Annotated in this window: 17 protein-coding genes, 1 tRNA gene and 1 pseudogene; 12 read left to right on the forward strand and 7 right to left on the reverse strand. The window is 60.5% G+C overall.

Features of this window, described 5'->3' with window-relative positions; genetic code table 11:
- Positions 1-7: 7 nt before the first annotated feature.
- Together ACSQ3I_RS24575 and ACSQ3I_RS24580 are read right to left on the reverse strand one after the other, a co-directional pair.
- Positions 8-367 carry a PilZ domain-containing protein gene (locus ACSQ3I_RS24575; RefSeq protein WP_436003344.1) on the reverse strand — a complete coding sequence of 120 codons (360 nt, stop codon included), beginning with the start codon at positions 365-367 and terminating at the stop codon, positions 8-10.
- Between the two features lie 176 nt (positions 368-543).
- Entirely contained in the window at positions 544-897 is a 354-nt protein-coding gene (locus ACSQ3I_RS24580) for a hypothetical protein (RefSeq protein ID WP_436003346.1), read from the reverse strand.
- Between the two features lie 247 nt (positions 898-1,144).
- Between ACSQ3I_RS24580 and ACSQ3I_RS24585 the strand changes: the two genes are divergently transcribed.
- The 5 genes from ACSQ3I_RS24585 (at position 1,145) to ACSQ3I_RS24605 (ending at position 7,807) form a co-directional block, all read left to right on the forward strand.
- A complete protein-coding gene (locus tag ACSQ3I_RS24585; protein WP_436003348.1) occupies positions 1,145-4,516 on the forward strand; it encodes a caspase family protein in 3,372 nt (1,123 codons plus the stop codon).
- 261 nt (positions 4,517-4,777) lie between these two features.
- The gene (locus ACSQ3I_RS24590) at positions 4,778-5,995 is read left to right on the forward strand and encodes an NAD(P)/FAD-dependent oxidoreductase (RefSeq protein WP_436003350.1); all 1,218 of its coding nucleotides are present in this window, start codon (positions 4,778-4,780) and stop codon (positions 5,993-5,995) included.
- 11 nt (positions 5,996-6,006) lie between these two features.
- Positions 6,007-6,807 (forward strand): aldolase/citrate lyase family protein, encoded by an 801-nt coding sequence (locus tag ACSQ3I_RS24595; protein WP_436003352.1) that lies wholly within the window; start codon positions 6,007-6,009, stop codon positions 6,805-6,807.
- A 242-nt stretch (positions 6,808-7,049) separates the two neighbouring features.
- The gene (locus ACSQ3I_RS24600; protein WP_436003354.1) at positions 7,050-7,325 is read left to right on the forward strand and encodes a BON domain-containing protein; all 276 of its coding nucleotides are present in this window, start codon (positions 7,050-7,052) and stop codon (positions 7,323-7,325) included.
- A 392-nt stretch (positions 7,326-7,717) separates the two neighbouring features.
- Positions 7,718-7,807, forward strand: a tRNA-Ser gene (locus ACSQ3I_RS24605).
- A 65-nt stretch (positions 7,808-7,872) separates the two neighbouring features.
- On the opposite strand, the gene ACSQ3I_RS24610 is transcribed toward ACSQ3I_RS24605, so the two are convergent.
- On the reverse strand, positions 7,873-8,610 hold the full coding sequence (locus tag ACSQ3I_RS24610; RefSeq protein ID WP_436003356.1) for an SDR family oxidoreductase: 738 nt from the start codon (positions 8,608-8,610) through the stop codon (positions 7,873-7,875).
- 114 nt (positions 8,611-8,724) lie between these two features.
- Here ACSQ3I_RS24610 and ACSQ3I_RS24615 point away from each other — a divergent pair, with 114 nt between their 5' ends.
- Positions 8,725-9,627: a LysR family transcriptional regulator gene (locus tag ACSQ3I_RS24615; protein ID WP_436003382.1), complete on the forward strand. Its 903-nt coding sequence runs from the start codon at positions 8,725-8,727 to the stop codon at positions 9,625-9,627.
- 19 nt (positions 9,628-9,646) lie between these two features.
- Here the strand turns inward: ACSQ3I_RS24615 and ACSQ3I_RS24620 are convergent, their stop codons facing one another.
- A complete protein-coding gene (locus ACSQ3I_RS24620) occupies positions 9,647-10,198 on the reverse strand; it encodes a LysE family translocator (protein WP_436003384.1) in 552 nt (183 codons plus the stop codon).
- 396 nt (positions 10,199-10,594) lie between these two features.
- On the opposite strand from ACSQ3I_RS24620, the gene minC reads away from it, so the two are divergent.
- The 5 genes and pseudogenes from minC to ACSQ3I_RS24645 all read left to right on the forward strand — a co-directional run bounded on the left by minC (position 10,595) and on the right by ACSQ3I_RS24645 (position 14,139).
- Positions 10,595-11,335: a septum site-determining protein MinC gene (gene minC / locus ACSQ3I_RS24625; RefSeq protein WP_436003387.1), complete on the forward strand. Its 741-nt coding sequence runs from the start codon at positions 10,595-10,597 to the stop codon at positions 11,333-11,335.
- A gap of 31 nt (positions 11,336-11,366) precedes the next feature.
- Positions 11,367-12,182, forward strand: coding sequence for a septum site-determining protein MinD (gene minD / locus ACSQ3I_RS24630; protein ID WP_436003358.1), 816 nt, complete (start codon positions 11,367-11,369; stop codon positions 12,180-12,182).
- Positions 12,179-12,439: a cell division topological specificity factor MinE gene (gene minE, locus ACSQ3I_RS24635; RefSeq protein WP_436003360.1), complete on the forward strand. Its 261-nt coding sequence runs from the start codon at positions 12,179-12,181 to the stop codon at positions 12,437-12,439. The genes minD and minE overlap by 4 nt, the downstream gene beginning before the upstream one ends.
- Before the next feature lie 358 nt (positions 12,440-12,797).
- Positions 12,798-13,598: pseudogene (locus ACSQ3I_RS24640) on the forward strand (putative bifunctional diguanylate cyclase/phosphodiesterase); the annotation flags it as partial.
- A 346-nt stretch (positions 13,599-13,944) separates the two neighbouring features.
- Positions 13,945-14,139, forward strand: coding sequence for a hypothetical protein (locus ACSQ3I_RS24645; RefSeq protein ID WP_436003362.1), 195 nt, complete (start codon positions 13,945-13,947; stop codon positions 14,137-14,139).
- A gap of 12 nt (positions 14,140-14,151) precedes the next feature.
- On the opposite strand, the gene ACSQ3I_RS24650 is transcribed toward ACSQ3I_RS24645, so the two are convergent.
- Together ACSQ3I_RS24650 and ACSQ3I_RS24655 are read right to left on the reverse strand one after the other, a co-directional pair.
- A complete protein-coding gene (locus ACSQ3I_RS24650; RefSeq protein WP_436003364.1) occupies positions 14,152-14,481 on the reverse strand; it encodes a DUF6665 family protein in 330 nt (109 codons plus the stop codon).
- Positions 14,482-14,614: 133 nt separating this feature from the next.
- On the reverse strand, positions 14,615-15,370 hold the full coding sequence (locus ACSQ3I_RS24655) for a FadR/GntR family transcriptional regulator (protein WP_436003366.1): 756 nt from the start codon (positions 15,368-15,370) through the stop codon (positions 14,615-14,617).
- A gap of 700 nt (positions 15,371-16,070) precedes the next feature.
- Between ACSQ3I_RS24655 and ACSQ3I_RS24660 the strand changes: the two genes are divergently transcribed.
- Positions 16,071-17,108 carry a porin gene (locus ACSQ3I_RS24660; RefSeq protein WP_436003368.1) on the forward strand — a complete coding sequence of 346 codons (1,038 nt, stop codon included), beginning with the start codon at positions 16,071-16,073 and terminating at the stop codon, positions 17,106-17,108.
- 200 nt (positions 17,109-17,308) lie between these two features.
- On the opposite strand, the gene ACSQ3I_RS24665 is transcribed toward ACSQ3I_RS24660, so the two are convergent.
- Positions 17,309-17,544: hypothetical protein (locus ACSQ3I_RS24665; protein ID WP_436003370.1), on the reverse strand; the 236-nt coding region annotated here is incomplete at its 5' end.

The following is a 17,544-nucleotide window of genomic DNA, read 5'->3' on the forward strand; positions in this document are numbered from 1 at the left end:
GTCACCGCTATTTTGCCGCCCCGGCAAAATCGGCGCGGACGATGCTGCGCACTGTTTCCTCATCGAGGATATCGATGAACTTCACGCCGACACGGTTGCCGTTACGATAGACTTCAGCGCAGCCGACGCGGGTGAGCAGTCCGAGGATATTGAGATAGTAGTGATCCGGCAGGCCGATGGTGGTGTGGACGGAAAAGCCGGCGCCGCCTTGCGAGATATCCGTTATCTGGCAACTGCGGATCGACATGCCGGCAAGACAGGGGCGAACAGCTATCAGCCGCGCCGGTCTCCGAACCCGGAAACGTTCCCAATTCCGCTCTTCCGTCACTACACGAGGAGCGGCAACTTGCGCGGCGGCACGGGACATTCGCTTCTCCTTGTCTCCAATGCGGTGAGCCTCGCACGAATAAATTTCAGCGAAATCAATGTATTCGTTCAAATTTTAGCGATGAGGGAAAGACAGGTGCTCGGGCAAGGAGCAGGAAGGGAAAAACGCAGCCGGCCGGACCCTGTCCAGGTCCGGCCGGCTTCAAGCGGGTTGGTTTAATGGGTGGTGGTGTTGCCGAGGCGGATGACGTGGGTCAGAAATTCCTGGGCGATCAGCATGTTGAAGCCGACGGTCACGAACTCTTCTTCGCGGCTGATGATGGTGCAGCCGATCTCATCCTTGATGCCGATGATTTCCAGGAAGAAGTTGTTGGGGAAGGTCAGATACGGGCTGACTTCCAGCAATGCCCCATAAAGCGAAATATGTCTGACGAGGCAGCGGATATGCGTCTTGGCGCTGAGGTGATGGCCGACGATGATGATGCGGCCCGGCCTGTCGACGACGAAATTCTGGAATGCGCGCTCGGGGTGGTCGATGCGGCGGGGTGTGGTTCGCGGGTTCAGGGGCATGTGGCGACCCTCCGTTTCTCCTCCATGGGACTGCACCATAGCGCACGCAGCCTGAAGAGCCGTTTAGAAAACCGCTAAAACTGTCCGTATCACCTTGATACGCCTGCAAAGCCTGCGGGAAACACCAAATTAGGATGCAACGCTTGGTCTTCAACGGTAAAAAAATGAAAAAAATCATCCAGTCGAGTCATTGAAAGGCACCCGCCCATACGTAATAATCTGTAAATATATTGCCGGAGGGTTGGGCATGTACATTCGACATTCACGTCGCTGGATGCCGCTGCTTTTCATTTCAGTTGCTGTGGTGGTTTTCCGCTTCGACGACGCCCTGGCTGCAAGCCGGGTCGCTCTTTTGATCGGCAACAGCAACTATAGTGAAACGAGTCAGCTGAAAAATCCAGCAAACGACATCGAACTGATGCGTTCATCGCTGGAAAGCGCAGGTTTTGACATGATTGAGACTGTGGTGGACCTGGATAGGTCCGCCATGGTCAAAGCGTTGCGAAATTTTGAGGACAAGGCGGAAGGTGCTGACGTTGCGGTCGTCTATTATTCCGGACACGGAATGGAGATGAACGGCCAAAACTACCTTCTGCCGGTCGACGCCAGGCTTCAGACCGACAAGGATGTCGAGGACGAGGCCGTGCCGCTCGACCGCGTGCAGCGCTCCATCGAAGGCGCCAAGCGACTGAAGCTGATCATTCTGGACGCCTGCCGTAACAATCCGTTCGTGCAGACGATGACCCGGTCGGTCGGCACACGCGCCGTGACCAAGGGCCTTGCCCGCGTCGAGCCGGAATCGGCCGATATGCTTATCGCCTTCGCCTCGAAGGCCGGCACGGTGGCGCTCGATGGCGATGGCGTCAACAGCCCCTTCGCCGAAGCGCTGTCGAAATATCTCGTCCAGCCGGGCGTCGATGTCCGTATTGCGCTGGGCAAGGTGCGTGACGAGGTGGTGCAGGCCACCGATCGCAACCAGGAGCCGTTCGTTTACGGTTCGTTGGGTGGCGCGCAGATCTTCCTGAACATCAAGGAAGTCAACATCAACGTCACGAACAACGGGACCACCGGTACCGAACAGCAGCAGCAGGTTTCGCCGAACGGCCAGTCGGAAGCGGCTGCCGACTGGCAGAATATCCGCGATCTCGCCGACAAGGATCTGCTGGACGCCTTCATTACCAAGCATGGCTCCGACCCGGTCTACAAGATGCTGGCCGAAAAGAAGCTCAAGCTTTTGGCCGAGGCAGAACAGACCAAGGGTCAGGATGCCTCCGAAATCGCGTGGGAAGCTCTCAAAGGCTCGACGGATGCGGCAGCGCTCACACGCTTCATCGAACGGTATCCGGAAAGCGGTCACAAGGCCGAAGCCGAGCAGCAGATCGCTTCGCTCGAGCCGCAGAAGGGGCTTTCCGTCAATGTCGAGCAGCAGCAGAGCCAGGCGGTGCGTGATTGCTACCTGCTCGCCGGCGAGCCGCAATCGCTGCCCGATTTCAACGGCGTGGCGTTTCTGAAGATCGATTCCACCCGGTCGTTGACTGCCTGCGCCCAGGCTGTCAACGAGAACCCGCAGGACGGCATGCTCGTTAACCTGCTGGGCCGTTCCTATGACGCAGGCCGAAACTACACCGAGGCGCGGCGCAACTACCAGAAGGCTGTGGATCTCGGCAACATGTACGCCCTGACCAACCTTGGCTGGTTCTCGGTCTACGGCACCGATGGCACGCTGGACGTCGAAGCCGGCCGCCAGATGTTCGAAAAGGCATCGATCGCCGGCAACCACTACGGTCAGGCGTCTCTCGGCTGGCTGTATCGCGAAGGCTACGGCGGCGTTAAGCAGGATTATGCCGAAGCCCTGAAATGGTACGGCCAGGCTGCCAACCAGGGCAATGCCAACGCGCTCGCCAGCATGGGCTGGTTCTACCGCGAAGGCGTGGGCGTCACCCAGGATTACGTCAAGTCGCTGGATTATTACCGTCAGGCGGCGGAGCGTGGCGATGCGAACGCCATCTCCTCGCTGGGATATGCCTACCAGAACGGTCTCGGCACGGCGCAGAATTATGCCGAAGCCAAGGCCTGGTACGAAAAGGGCACCAAGGCCGACGATTCCTATTCGATGGCATCGCTTGCCTGGCTCTACGATACCGGCAATGGCGTGAAGCAGGATTACATCGAAGCGCGCTACTGGTATGAAAAGGCTGCGAATTCCGGCAGCACCTATGCCATGGGCAATCTGAGCCGACTTTACGACTGGGGTCTCGGCACCAAGGCCGATCCCAAGGAAGCCGTTCGCTGGGCGGTTGCCGCGGTTGAAAGCAAGGATGCCGACAAGCTGACGGAACTCAAGCAGAAGCCCGAAAACTTCACCGAAGAGTTCCGCAAGGAGCTTCAGGGCCTGCTCAAGGAACGCAATCTGTTCAGCGGCAACCTTGACGGCATCTTCGGCAGCTCGACGGTGGCGGCTCTCGATGCGCTTGCCGCCGGCCGCACGGAGGTGGCTTCCACCGGCAGCAGCACGGTTTCCACGTCGACCGGGTTGCAGTCTTCGGGCACGACGAGCTCCAGCGAATCGGTGAAGCAGTGCTATGAACTGGCCGGAGAGCCGAATTCTCAGCCCGGTTTCAACGGGGTGCTGTTTGCAAAGATCGACACCGGCAAGGCTATCCCGGCCTGCAAGCAGGCGATTGCCGATGATGCCAGCGATCCCATGCTGGTGAACATGCTGGGCCGTGCCTACGACGCTGCGCAGAACTACCCCGAAGCGCGGCGCTCCTACCAGCAGGCCATCGATGCCGGCAACCTGTACGCACTGACGAACCTTGCCTGGTTCTCGATCTACGGCACGGATGGCGCGCAGGATACCGACGCCGGCATGTCGATGTTCCGCAAGGCTGCCGAAGCCGGCAACGCCTATGCGCAGGCTTCGATCGCCTGGGTCTACCGCGAGGGTTATGCGGGCGTGACCAAGGACGTCAACGAAGCTGCCCGGTGGTACACACTGTCCGGGGAGCAGGGTTACGCCAACGCCATGGCTTCACTGGGCTGGATGCATCGTGAAGGCGTCGGTCTGCCGCAGGACTATGCAAAATCGCTGGAATGGTATCGCAAGGCTGCCGACGCCGGTGATGTCAATGCCATGTCCTCGATGGGTTATGCCGTCCAGAATGGCCTGGGTACTGCAATCGACTTCAACGAGGCGCGCCGCTGGTACGAACTGGCCGCCAAGGAGAATGATTTTTACTCCGTCGCCTCTCTCGCCTGGCTTTATGAAAGCGGCAACGGTGTGAAGCAGGACTTTGCCGAAGCCCGTCGTCTCTACGAAGATGCCGCAAACGGTGGCAACGCTTATGCGATGGGCAATCTCTCGCGCCTCTACGATCAGGGGCTCGGGACACGTGCCGACCCGAAGCAGGCGGCTCGCTGGGCCGTGGCGAGCGTCGAGGGTGGCGAGCCGTCGAAGCGTGACGAGATGAAGACCTATCCCGGAAACTTCACTGCCCAGTTCCGTAAGGAAGTGCAGCGTCTGCTGAAGGAGCGGGGATATTATTCCGGTCCGGTTGACGGCGATTTCGGTGTCGCCACTCAGAATGCCATCGACAAACTGGCTGGCCAGAAGTCCTAAAACAGACGTTCCTGCAGCTTCAAATAGCCCGGCCGCCCAGCGGCCGGGCTATTTGTTTCAAGGCCTGCGGCCAGGAAAAATGCGCGGCGCGCTTTGGCGGAAGCAATGGCGCAGCCCCATTCAGCTTTGACAGCGTTGACCTCGACAGTCCTTGCCGCTACGCCTTTGCCACTGCTGCCTTGCAAAACACCAAATCGGATTCGATCAAAGGGGACGGGCAGCCGGGGCGGGCATATCCGGCAGTGCCGGAAGGAGGAATACGTGGCAGGCAGACTGGTTATCGTCGGGGCAGGGCAGGCTGGGTTTGCTCTTGCCGCGAAACTTAGGGCATTGAAGGACACGCGGCCGATCACCATGATCGGCATTGAAGAAAGCCTTCCTTATCAGCGGCCACCGCTTTCCAAAAAATACCTGCTGGGCGAAATGAGTTTCGATCGCCTGCTGTTCCGGCCGGAGCAGTGGTTCCACGACAACGATGTCGAGGTGCGCCTTTCCACCTGGGTCGAAAGGATCGATCGTGAGCAGCGCCAGGTGGTGATGCAGGATGGCTCGCGGATCGACTACGAGACCCTGGCACTCGCCACCGGCTCGACGCCGCGGCAACTGCCGGCCAGCGTCGGCGGTGAACTGCGCGGCGTCTACGTCGCCCGCGACAAGCGCGATGCCGATCTCCTGACCGGCGAGATGCGTGCAGGCCGTCGCCTGCTGATTATCGGTGGCGGCTACATCGGCCTGGAGGCCGCCGCTGTCGCTCGCCATCTCGGGCTGGAGGTGACGGTCATCGAAATGGCCGAGCGCATCCTGCAGCGCGTGGCGGCCAAGGAAACGGCCGATATCATGCGCACCATCCATCTTGGGCATGACGTGGTCATCCGCGAAGGCGTCGGCCTGACGAAGCTGATCGACACGAACGGCCATGTTTCGGGGGCGGAGCTATCCGACGGTTCGGTGATCGAGCTGGATTTCGTCATTGCCGGCATCGGTGTGACGCCGAACGACCAGCTTGCGAAGGAAGCGGGTCTCGACGTCGCCAACGGCATCGTCGTCGATGAATTTGCCCGCAGTTCCGATCCGGCCATCTATGCGATGGGCGACTGCGCCATGTTGCCGTGGAAAGGCATGCGCATCCGCCTGGAATCGGTGCAGAACGCCGTCGACCAGGCGGAGGCAGCTGCAGCGCTCATGGCCGGCGGTTCGGCGCCTTACGAGCCGAAACCGTGGTTCTGGTCGGATCAATACGATGTCAAGCTGCAGATTGCCGGCTTCAATCTCGGTTACGACGAGACGCTGCTGCGTCCTGGCGCCCGCGAAGGCAGCGCTTCCGTCTGGTATTTCAAGGCAGGAAAACTGATCGCCGTCGATGCCATCAATGATGCCCGCGCCTATGTCGCCGGCAAGAAGATGATCGAGAGCGGCATCACGCCGGACAAGGCGCTGCTCGCCGATCCGGCGACCGACCTGAAACAATTGCTCGCATAACAGGATTTCCCATGCCCGCACCCAGGAATGGCCTGAAGGCCGCCATGCAGGACGGCCGGCCGCTGATCGGCCTGTGGCTCGCGATGGCCGATGCCTACGCCGCCGAGATCGCCGGCCGTGCCGGTTTCGACTGGCTCGTCATCGACGGTGAGCACGGCCCGAACGATATCCGTAGCATCATGCGGCAATTGCAGGTGCTCGAAGGCTTGCCGGTCGAGGTGGCCGTGCGCGCACCGATCGGCGAGACCTGGGTCATCAAGCAGCTGCTCGATATCGGCGCCCGGACGGTCCTCGTGCCGATGGTCGATTCCGCCGAGCAGGCCGAAGACCTCGTGCGCGCCACGCGGTATCCACCCGCAGGCGTGCGCGGCGTCGGCGCGGCGATCGCGCGGGCGTCCTACTTCAACACTGTGCCCGACTACGTGCCGACCGCCAATGCGGAGGTCTGCCTGCTGGTGCAGGCCGAAAGTCGTGCGGCAATGGAGGATCTCGAACGGATCGCCGCGGTGGATGGCGTCGACGGTGTCTTCATCGGCCCGGCGGACCTTGCTGCCGACATGGGCCTGCTCGGCCAGGCCGATGCACCCGAGGTCCGTAAGGTGGTCGAAAAGGCGATCCGCACCATCCGCGCCGCCGGCAAGGCTGCCGGTATCCTGACACTCGACGAGACGGTCACCCGCCACTACAGGGATGTCGGTGCCAATTTGCTGGCGGTGGGCACGGATGTAACGACTTTTTCGGCGGCCCTGCGCGGCCTTGCCGCCTCGTTCACGGGTCGTGACAGCGGTGGCGGCTCCTCGAGCAGCTACTGAAGCATTTCCAGCCGAAGCGAAATCGCTTCGGTGTCGGACAGCGCTCCAATTGCCGAAAGACGGTGGCTTCGGCCGCCAAGGGTTCATTCTCTTTGAACCGATTGCCTCCCCAGGCGTTTATCCCAGGCATGCCACGGCATGGCGCCCATTTGCGGACGTCGTGGCGCGTCCATTGCAAGGGGTAACCCGATGTCATGAGCGCGCCATGAACGGCGCCTTGTGTCGCAGGAGAGGACGGTAGGATGGTTTTTCGATTTCCCGGCGCGGACGACGACCCTTTCGAACGGCAGAACCGTGATCATGACGCGGCGGCGGCTGCCGTCAGCAACGCCCTGTCCGTCGCCTATGACATCGATGCGTCGGCGATCTCTGTTTCCGTGGTGGGATCGTATGTCGTCCTCAGCGGCTTCGTCCGTTCACCCATAGAACGGCAACGCGCCGAAGAGGTGGCGGGCGAAATCGTCGGTGACGACTATGTACGCAGCCGCTTGCTTTATCCGCGGATCAGCCGATCGTGATAAGCAGCGGGATTGCGAGCAGGGTTGCTGCCGCAAAAAAGATCAGACCGATCTTGAAATGATGGACACGCCGCGTGCGTGTTCCGCTCCAATCGTAATCCATTGACCCCCTCACATTCAACAGGACCGATATGCAGCCTTACAGCAAGCATTCAAGCAGCTTTTCGACGGAGAGTCGATAGAGGCCGATCACCCTATCCGCAATGGTCTGCAGGAGGCCTGTCTCCTTGCCTTGGAGGGATCTGCCGTTTTCGGAGACAGTCGGCCCGGCCTGCCTCCTCATCCTTTCGCATGCACCGGAAAAATCGCTGTCGCACCGGGCGGGAAAAAGCGTCACAAATCCAAAAAAGAGCTTGATCTGCCAAGGCAAACCACTTAGTCAGACCGGCGACGGAGAGGTGGCCGAGTGGTCGAAGGCGCGCCCCTGCTAAGGGCGTATACCGGGAACGGTATCGAGGGTTCGAATCCCTTCCTCTCCGCCATAATTGGACTTAATCCGGTCCCATCCCTTCTTTCCCAATAAACTCGGACGATCTTCTTTCGCCAGTCAGCACATACCGCCATTGGCGCGTAGCGTCTGGCCGTTGATCCAGGCTCCGTCCGGGCCTGCCAGGAAGGAAACGACGCCGACGATGTCGGCGGTCTGGCCGAGGCGTTCCAGCGGGTTCATCTTGGCGAGGCGTTCGATCAGTTCCGGGCTCTTGCCTTCCAGGAAGAGGTCGGTCGCAACCGGCCCCGGCGCGACGGCATTGACGGTGATGCCGCGGCCGCGCATTTCCTGCGCCAGCACCTGTGTCAAACCTTCGACGGCGGCTTTGGTGGCGATGTAGACGCCGTAGGTCGGCAGGCGCATGCCGATGACGCTCGACGAAAAATTGATGATACGACCGCCGTCACGCAGGCGCTTGGCAGCGGCACGGCAGACGTTGAACGTTCCCTTCAGGTTGATGGCGATGGTCTGGTCGAAACTCTTGTCGTCGAACGTCGCGATCGGCGCGAGCTTCATGATGCCGGCGTTGTTGACGGCGACGTCGATGCCGCCGAAGGCCTGTTCGGCCGCGTCGAACAGGGTGTTGACGGCCGCGGGATCGGCGACATCCGCCTGCACGACGATCGCATCGCCGCCGGCAGCCTTGATCCTGTCGGCGACCTCCCGGGCAGGGCCGGCACTGCCAGCATAGTTGATAACCACCTTGAAGCCATCCGCTGCAAGACGAACCGCAAGTTCCGCCCCGATGCCACGCGAGGACCCGGTGATCAGGGCCACTTTTTCGGAATTGCTCATGATTTGCTCCTTGTTCGATGCCGTCGCCTGTACGGCGACGATGAATACCTAGGCTTGAACAGAGAATAAAAGAAATGCATTCTTATCAGATTATAAATGACTGAAAGTATGTCTATGGCTTTTGACAGCCGTTTGCTGAGCGGCATCGGCGTCGTTTCCGCTGTGGTGCAGGCCGGCAGTTTTGCGCGTGCCGGGGAAGCGCTGGGGTTGACGCAGCCGGCCGTCAGCCGCGCCGTCGCCCGGTTGGAGGAGCGCGTCGGCATCCGCATCTTCAATCGCACGGCGCGTGCCATTTCGCTCACCGACGAGGGGCGGCGGTTCTATGAGGCGGTGACGCCGCTGCTGGCCGGCATCGAGGAAGCGGCGGTGAGCGCCGGCGGTTCGAAGGCGTCGGTCCGGGGCCGGCTGCGGGTCAATGCCGACGGCGCGTTTGCGCATTTCGTGCTGGCGCCGCGGATCGGCGTGCTTCTCGACCGGCATCCGGATTTGTCGGTGGAGATCAGCGTCCGTGACCGGATGGGCGACCTCGTCGCCGATGGCTTTGATGTTTCCGTCCGTTTCGGTCTCCCCGAACCGTCATCGCTGAGGGCGCGGCTGCTGCTTGAGACCCGTGTCGTGACCTGCGCTTCCGATCTCTATCTGGCGCGCCATGGCGAGCCCCGACATCCCGGCGATCTGGAGGAGGGGCATCGCTGTGTTCTGCTGCGCGACCCGTCGACGGGGCGTCCCTTCGAGTGGGAGTTCCAGCGTGGACAGGAAACCTATCCATTCGCAGCGATGGGACGGCTGATGGTCAACGACACCGGCTCCCTGCTGGGAGCCTGCCTCGGCGGCGGCGGCATTGCCCAGCTGCTGGAACTCTATGCCAAGGATTTCATCGCCCAGCAAAGGCTGGTCGAGGTGCTGCCGGATTGGTCGGACGAGACCTTTCCCCTCTATGCCTATCACCATGCATCGCAACTCGTGTCGGCCAAGGTGCGCGTCTTTCTGGATTTTATCCAGGAACTGGCATCCTGACGATCTCAGCGTGGCATGTTCAAGCCAGTGCCTGGGCGGCAACCGCAATCGAAAAACCGCCGAGGATGACCGATGCCGTTTTATAGGCATGGCGGCGAAGGCCGAGCGGCAGCAGCGAGCCGAGGAGAACCCAGCCGAAACCCGCGACCACCGAAAGGGCAACGTAGGTGGCGATCCACAGCGGCGCGCCCTCGGCACCCGTCGGTATCAGCACGGTGCCGACCAACAGCGCTTTCGGATTGATCATCGTCGTCAGCAATACTCGCATGAACGTGCTGCCGGAAGGGCCGGGGGAGGCGGTGAACGGCAGGCTCCAGAGGCGGCAGGCGGAATAGAGCAGCCACCCGGCAGCCGCCAGCCGCAGAAGGATCTGCAGCGCCGCATGGCCCTGGATGGCCTGCGACACCAGCACCAGCAGGGAAATCGCCACGGCATAACCGATGGCTTCGGCAATCGGCATCGGTGCGGCCCTGCGCAATCCGAGCGTTGCTCCAGAGGCGGCAAGCAGGGTGTTGGTCGGGCCGGGCGTAAGCAGGATCAATGCTGACGTCGTGATGAAGGCGAGGGTCACCAATGCGGGGTTCCTTGAGCAGCAGGCAGCTGCCGCCTTATAGCGCCCGCCGTCGTTTCGGATTTGATCCATGTCAGAAAAACGCCGGGATGGCTCGCCAATTTGCGATGATTCGGATTTGCCCGCGACAGAAGAGGCCTTGCGACCGCCGGATGATGCGGGAGGTTGCCGATATCCTGTGATCCGTTGCCGCCGCCGCGAAAAAAATCTCACATTGCTGATAGCGCGAGCTCTTCTTTCCAAGCCCCCGTTTTGCCGTGTCATCCCGGTTTTCCACGCCGCCGCCGGTCGGGAAAAACACGTTTCGGCTACGCCTGCGGGAGGCTCCACAGAGTGCGAATTAACCTTTTGTTAACCATCCGCAAGGTAGACCTAAGCAACGAAAAATTAACGTAGATCACCAAAGTGCTAACAGATTCCCGCTCCATCCGGATCAAGGGTCGGTCGTTCCTCGCGGTCGTTCTTTCACCGGATCTACCCCTCGATCAATGGCTGGTCCGGCTCGACGATCTGGCCGCGCGGTCGGCCGGATTCTTTCTCGACAGGCCCGTCGTCCTCGACGTCACGGATCTGACGATCGACCGTAAGCAATTGAAAGAACTGATCGAGGAGCTTGGGAAGCGCAACGTCCGGATCATGGGCGTCGAGGGTGCACGCCCTTCGCTTCTGGGACCTGGCATGCCAGCAGCAATGAAGGGCGGACGCCCCGCATCTGATTTCGAGGTCGAGGCTGCTGCAAAGAAACCGGCCGTCGAAACGGTGGAAGTGATGCCTGCAGCGCCGGTCGTTGTCGAAGCGCGCATGCCGACGCCGTCGATCATCGTCCGCGAGCCGATCCGCTCCGGCCAGTCGCTGATCTTCCCCGAAGGGGATGTGACGGTCATCGGTTCGGTTTCGTCCGGTGCCGAAGTCATCGCCGGCGGCTCGGTGCATATCTACGGCGCTTTGCGCGGCCGGGCACTGGCCGGTTCGGTCGGTAACGCCTCGGCGCGAATCTTCTGCCGGAAGCTCGAAGCGGAGCTTCTGGCCATCGATGGAATTTACAAGACGGCCGATGATCTGGCCCCCGAACTTCGCGGAAAAGCAGTGCAGCTTTGGCTCGAAGGCGAAGCAATCATGGCAGAGAAACTTATCTGAGCCGGGACCGGCCAGCACACAGGAGCGCAAGATGGCAAAAGTCGTCGTCGTAACATCAGGAAAGGGCGGGGTCGGCAAGACCACGTCGACGGCCGCAATCGGCGCTGCGCTGGCGCAGAGAAACGAGCGGACGGTGGTCGTGGATTTTGACGTCGGCCTGCGCAATCTCGACCTCGTCATGGGCGCCGAGCGCCGCGTGGTCTACGATCTGGTCAACGTCATTCAGGGCGACGCCAAGCTGCCGCAGGCGCTGATCCGCGACAAGCGGCTGGAAACGCTGTTCCTGCTGCCGGCCTCGCAGACCCGCGACAAGGACAGCCTGACGCCGGAAGGTGTGGAGCGCGTCATCAACGACCTGAAGAAGCATTTCGACTGGATCATCTGCGACAGCCCGGCCGGCATCGAGCGCGGTGCGACCCTGGCGATGCGTCATGCGGACATGGCGATCGTCGTCGCCAACCCGGAAGTCTCGTCGGTGCGCGATTCCGACCGCATCATAGGACTGCTCGATTCCAAGACGCTGAAGGCGGAAATGGGCGAGCGCATGGAAAAGCACCTGCTGCTGACGCGTTACGATTCCATGCGTGCCGATCGCGGCGACATGCTGAAGGTCGACGACGTTCTGGAAATCCTGTCCATCCCTCTGCTCGGCATCATCCCCGAAAGCACCGACGTGTTGCGTGCCTCCAACATCGGCGCCCCGGTGACGCTCGCCGATAATCGCAGCGCGCCCGCCATGGCCTATTTCGATGCCGTGCGCCGGCTGACCGGCGAGCCCGTGCCGATCTCCATTCCCGGCGACCGGCGCAGCCTGTTCGGCAAGATATTCGGACGGAGGGCAGCATGAGTTTTCTCCGCTTCTTCGGCAAGCAACGCTCGGCCCCCCTGGCCCGCGAACGCCTGCAGATTCTGCTGGCGCACGAACGTTCGCCGGCGGGGTCGGATCTGGTATCGCTGTTGCGTGAAGAGATCCTCGCAGTGATCGCCAGGCATGTGCAGGTCGATCAGGACAAGGTCTGCGTCAAGATGGACCGCGACGAGCACGTCTCCGTGCTGGAGATTGATGTCGAGCTGCCGCTCGATGCCGTGGTCAAGGCTGCCTGAGCGGGCGTTCCGCCGATCGCTGGACCCGATCTGAAAAAATCAGGGCGGTAGCGGAAAGACGCCGCTGTCGCCCTCGTGCATTTGCTGTCGCCGCGCCGCGCTCATCCGGTCTGGCGGTCGATAAATGTTAACCTTCGCCGCTTGAACCCGGCGTCGAAGCGGGCATTTCTGGCGCATCTCACTTGAAATCGGCGCATACAACCCAAAATCACAATGAATGCTGTCAATGCCGCGTCATGCGGGCAGGAATCTCGTTAACGAGTTTCCGTTATCTTTCGCGCCGTGGACCATAAAAATCTTGCACAGCGCGACTGTTGCCAACGACGAACAAGAATGGCCGCGCAGGGGTTTTACAGCTATGGACGACCATCAGACGCTTCGCCGTGATCTGCGGTTGGCGTTGAAACGCAAAGAACTGTTCGTGGAATATCAGCCGATCGTTGCCGGCAGGTCGATCGCGGGCTACGAGGCGTTATTGCGTTGGCGCCATCCCATTCTCGGGCTGATTCCCCCTGTGACCTTCATTCCGATCGCCGAGGCGGACGGGCTGATGTCCGAGATCGGCGTTCTGGCATTGCGGCAGGCCTGCGCGGATGCCCTCAACTGGCCCGAACACCAGTCCATTGCCGTCAATCTCTCACCCGCGCAGTTCCTGTCGGCAGATCTGACGGACAATATTTCCCAGGTGCTGGACGCTGTTGGTTTTCCCGCAGAGCGGCTGATCCTGGAAATCACCGAATCGGTGCTGCTCGAGCGGACGATCAACAATCTCGACATTCTCAACATCCTCAAGCTGCTGGGCATACGCATCGCGCTCGATGACTTCGGCACCGAATATTCGTCGCTGTCCTATCTCAAGAATTTTCCCTTCGATTACATCAAGATCGACAAATATTTCATCTCCGACCTCATCGAGAATGAAAACAGCCGCACCATTGTCGAATTCGTCATCGGCCTTTCCCATGGTCTCGGCATGGCGGTGACGGCCGAAGGCGTCGAAACCGAAGAACAGGCCCGATGGCTGGTCGAGAAAGGGTGCGACCACCTGCAGGGTTATTTCTTCGGTCGGCCAATGAGCGCCGCCGCCGTCGAGAGCTTCAACGAGATCTGGGACAAGAGCCGGGTTCCGCAGAAAAGGACGCGCCGCCTGCGCAAATGAGCTGCCGAGGGCGTGCATCGGCGCCGGAAGCGATATTTGGTAAGCTACGGAAAAGGTTCCCGTATTAGGGAACAATCTGTAATCGTGCTCGGAGCATCGGATGGCATATGATTGGGAAGGTGGGCGGACCCTGCGGATGAAGCAATTCAAACGCATTGCGGTTTGTTTTTTCGTTCCGTTATCCGCCGTCCTGTTGTTCCTGGCTTTTTTCTGAACTCGGAGGAAGGGCCTGGTTGTTGCGCAAGCTGCGCGTGGGACGCTGAATATCGTATTACAATATGATCGATTGACTGTCTCGGAAGCCGAAGCCTAGAATCTGAAAATGCGGCGAATCATGGAGGGCGTTTTGGCGACTGCGGATCATCTGGCACTGGATTCGGCTGTTGAAGAATTGATGCAGCGGCACGCCAGCAGTGATGAGACCAGGGTCGCCTTCCGATGCCTTTCGGTTTTTCTGCGTCATGGCACGGCCCGGGAAATGACGGCGCTCCTGCGTCTGTTCGAGAGCCAGTTTCCGATTGCGGCGCCTCAGTCCGCCTGACGGCGTCACCGCCTATTTTCGCGACGCACCAAGCCTTGCCAGCACTTGTGCCGGAATGACGTAACGCTGAATGACTTCCCGACCATTGCGCAGCCCGCAAATTTCGCGCTGCACGAAGAATGCCCAGACCGCGTCGGACGCATCGTTCAACAGAGCCTCGCGATCTGTGGCACCGCTGCCTTCCGGCAGGCAATCCCTCAAGTTTTCCAATGCCGCTTCGACTTTCCGGCCATGGCGGCCGAGCGAATCGGCACGCTCGGCCATCAATTCATATTCCAGTATGTTCAGGCCGCTGTTGGATGTCGGCGACCGGCCGGACAGGTCGGGAAGGCGGAAGCTCAAGGCGTGATCCTCTTCTGCTGACAATGGCTGTCTGGCGCCAATCCAGCAGCAATACGCGGCGGATTTACGCCCGGGAATGCGGTGTGACTGGTCCCTTGCGGCGTGAGCCGTTAAAGCTCGGGCGAGAGAACGCTCAGGCAGTCGTCTTTTCGACGTCGCCCAGCCGGCCCTCCCGGTCAACCGCCAGCGTCGTGTCGTGAATGCGCAGGATATGCTCTGCAAAGGCTGCGGCGACCGCTTCGGGATTGCGCATTTTCAAGGCGCGCACAATGAACCGGTGATCTTCAAGGCTTTTTTCAATGGCGCCGGGCTGCGCCATGGCGATGCGCCGATAGTCCAGCATGTATGTGTAGAGATCCACGACGAAATCGGCCAGCAGCCGGTTTTGCGACGCGTAGTAGATGGTCAGGTGAAATTCCCGGTCGCAGATCAGGAACAGGACCGGGTCCTTGACCGCCTGTTCCTGCGCCGTGATCGAATCCTCCAGCCGTCTGATGTCTTCGTTGCTGAGGTGGCGCGCCGCATCGGCGACGACGGCTGTCTCGACGAGAAGCCGGGCGGAATGCACCGCCTCCAGGCCGTAACCGTTGATCGCTGTCGGATTGGTGACGCCGATCCGCTGCATGCCGACCTCGACATCGACGCGCGCGATCCGCGTGCGCGCGCCCTGGGACACCTGCACGACACCTTCGCCGGCAAGCCGTTGGATGGCGCCCCTTACGGTTTCGCGGCTGACCATCAGCATGGTCGCCAATTCGCGCTCGCTCGGCAGCTCGTCGCCCATCTGCAGGATGCCGGAGGCGACCATCGAGACGATCTTGTCGCGAATCATGTCCTTCGCGGTCTGCTTGTGAATGGTTTCGCGGAGAGGCGAGAGAGGACTGATCATGTGATCCGCCAAGCACTGGACTGTTCGTCAGTCCAGTTAAACCATTCCACCGCAACTGTCACCTCTCGTGATGAAAAAACCTGCATTTGCCGGAATGCAGCACTGACGGTCCTGCCCGGCGATCGTTGAAGAGCGGCGGCGACGGAACAGATTTCTGTACGGATATGTCGCCGCGCCGGCCGTTTTGCGGTGAGGCCCTGCGCCCGGTGGCTTGCGACCGTCTCCCAAAAGTGGTGAGTGAAAACTGGTCTGCTAAAAATACCAATCTTGCACGATGCTATTGCGTAGGGACCGGACGGCATGGCCGCTTTTCATCCGTAGCGGCGGGATTTTATCCGTGCGGGAAGCTGCGCGATCCGATGGCGCAGCAACGATGGCGGTGATGCGCCGGATGGTTGTGGAGTGCTCCCTCATGAATTGTGCTAAATCACTGAATTGTAAAAACTTTTGTCATGAAACTGTAACAAAAGCCCGTCTTGTGGGCAATATCGTGGCGCTCTTGCCACAGTTGCTTTCAACCGGATGCCGGTGTGCAAATTGTGACTGCATTATCTTTTGCTCTCCGCCGGCGCTTGGACGATCTCTGCCCTCGGCGGCGAACCGGGGTGGTTCGTTGTTTCTATGTGGGGTGGGTCGAAATTCTGCCCTGGGGCGAAGGATCCGCATAACGGGTCCGGACATCTATGACTGGAGATTTAAAATGAACATCAAGAGCCTTCTTCTCGGCTCCGCTGCAGCCCTCGCTGTAGTTTCCGGCGCACAGGCTGCTGACGCAATCGTAGCTGCCGAGCCCGAGCCCATGGAATATGTCCGCGTTTGCGACGCTTTCGGCACCGGCTATTTCTACATCCCGGGCACGGAAACCTGCCTCAAGGTTGGTGGCCGCGTTCGTTTCGACGTTCAGGCTGCCAACTCCTACTCGCCGAACAGCGATACGGGCTGGCGCACGAAGAGCCGCGCTGAGCTGTACATGGATTCTGCCAGCGACACGGAATACGGCGCGCTGAAGACCAAGATCGTCGCCCGCTGGGATTTCGACGGTGACTACAACGACGGCACGCACACCACCACCAAGCTGATGGCTGCCAACATCACGCTCGCCGGCTTCCTCGTCGGTCTGGCTGACTCGCAGTTCACCAACTTCACGGGCAACGCCGGCGACGTGGCAAACGACGACGTGGTTTCCTTCGGCCAGTTCGAAGTCAACCAGATCAGCTACATCTACAAGGGCGACAGCGGCTTCAGCGCCGTCGTTTCCGTACAGGACGACTCCAAGGACGGCGACGAGTACATGGTCGATCTCGTCGGCGGTCTCGGCTACAAGGCTGGCAACTTCCAGTTCCGCGTTGTTGGCGGTTACGATGAAAGCGCCGAAGAAAGTGCGATCAAGGCTCGTGTCGACGGCACGTTCGGCGATTTCTCGGCTTTCGTCATGGGCGGCTGGAACTCTGACGGCGACGTCGTGCACACCTTCGCCCCTGCAGGCGGCGGCAGCCTGACGGGTATCGGCTGGGGTGACTGGGCTCTGTGGGCCGGCGCTGGCTACCAGGTTTCCGACAGCCTCGATCTCAACATGCAGATCGCCTACACCGACTCCGAAACCTTCGCAGCTGCTGCGAACGTCAAGTGGAACCCGGTTCCGGGCCTGATCATCCAGCCGGAAGTGACCTACACCAACTGGGATTCGATCGACGAAGACCAATGGAACGGCATGGTCCGCTTCCAGCGCAGCTTCTGATCGCCGCAAGGCAGGTGTCATGAAGTCCGGCTTTCGAGCCGGACTTCTCCTTTGTTGCGCGCCGGAATCATTGTCCCGCGTGCCTTGCCGCGATGCCCGGAAAGAATCGGGAATCGCCGCATATGGCGCCTGAACGGCCCGGATCAGATCGTCCGCCCCGTTGTGCCAGCGCCGGAAACGCTTCAAATTCAACGCGTTTTTTAACTCTTTATAAAGTCTTGTGGCGGGTCGTTCGCCGTTTTGTGTTGTTTTGGCAACAGGACGGCGACAAGAGACGCGGATTGTCGCGAAGATGACAAGTTGATGATTGCGCGGCCCGAACCGTTTTGTATCTTCACTGTCAGAAGCCAGGCGGTGGATCGTCCGTCTTCTGAATCAACGGGAATGGGGCAGGGAATGCTGTCCTTCAGCAAAAGAACCCAAACCCAATTGTAAC

Origin of the sequence: Rhizobium sp. LjRoot30 (assembly GCF_964253915.1) — a bacterium.
In the GTDB taxonomy this organism is placed as follows: Bacteria; Pseudomonadota; Alphaproteobacteria; order Rhizobiales; family Rhizobiaceae; genus Metarhizobium.

Excerpts from the sequence above, each read along its gene's own strand:
- ACSQ3I_RS24660 (WP_436003368.1), top strand. The coding sequence starts at position 16,071 with ATGAACATCAAGAGCCTTCTTCTCGGCTCCGCTGCAGCCCTCGCTGTA.
- minE (WP_436003360.1), top strand. The coding sequence starts at position 12,179 with ATGAGTTTTCTCCGCTTCTTCGGCAAGCAACGCTCGGCCCCCCTGGCC.
- ACSQ3I_RS24580 (WP_436003346.1), bottom strand. The coding sequence starts at position 897 with ATGCCCCTGAACCCGCGAACCACACCCCGCCGCATCGACCACCCCGAG.
- ACSQ3I_RS24595 (WP_436003352.1), top strand. The coding sequence starts at position 6,007 with ATGCCCGCACCCAGGAATGGCCTGAAGGCCGCCATGCAGGACGGCCGG.
- minD (WP_436003358.1), top strand. The coding sequence starts at position 11,367 with ATGGCAAAAGTCGTCGTCGTAACATCAGGAAAGGGCGGGGTCGGCAAG.
- ACSQ3I_RS24610 (WP_436003356.1), bottom strand. The coding sequence starts at position 8,610 with ATGAGCAATTCCGAAAAAGTGGCCCTGATCACCGGGTCCTCGCGTGGC.
- ACSQ3I_RS24585 (WP_436003348.1), top strand. The coding sequence starts at position 1,145 with ATGTACATTCGACATTCACGTCGCTGGATGCCGCTGCTTTTCATTTCA.
- ACSQ3I_RS24600 (WP_436003354.1), top strand. The coding sequence starts at position 7,050 with ATGGTTTTTCGATTTCCCGGCGCGGACGACGACCCTTTCGAACGGCAG.
- ACSQ3I_RS24575 (WP_436003344.1), bottom strand. The coding sequence starts at position 367 with ATGTCCCGTGCCGCCGCGCAAGTTGCCGCTCCTCGTGTAGTGACGGAA.
- ACSQ3I_RS24615 (WP_436003382.1), top strand. The coding sequence starts at position 8,725 with ATGGCTTTTGACAGCCGTTTGCTGAGCGGCATCGGCGTCGTTTCCGCT.
- ACSQ3I_RS24655 (WP_436003366.1), bottom strand. The coding sequence starts at position 15,370 with ATGATCAGTCCTCTCTCGCCTCTCCGCGAAACCATTCACAAGCAGACC.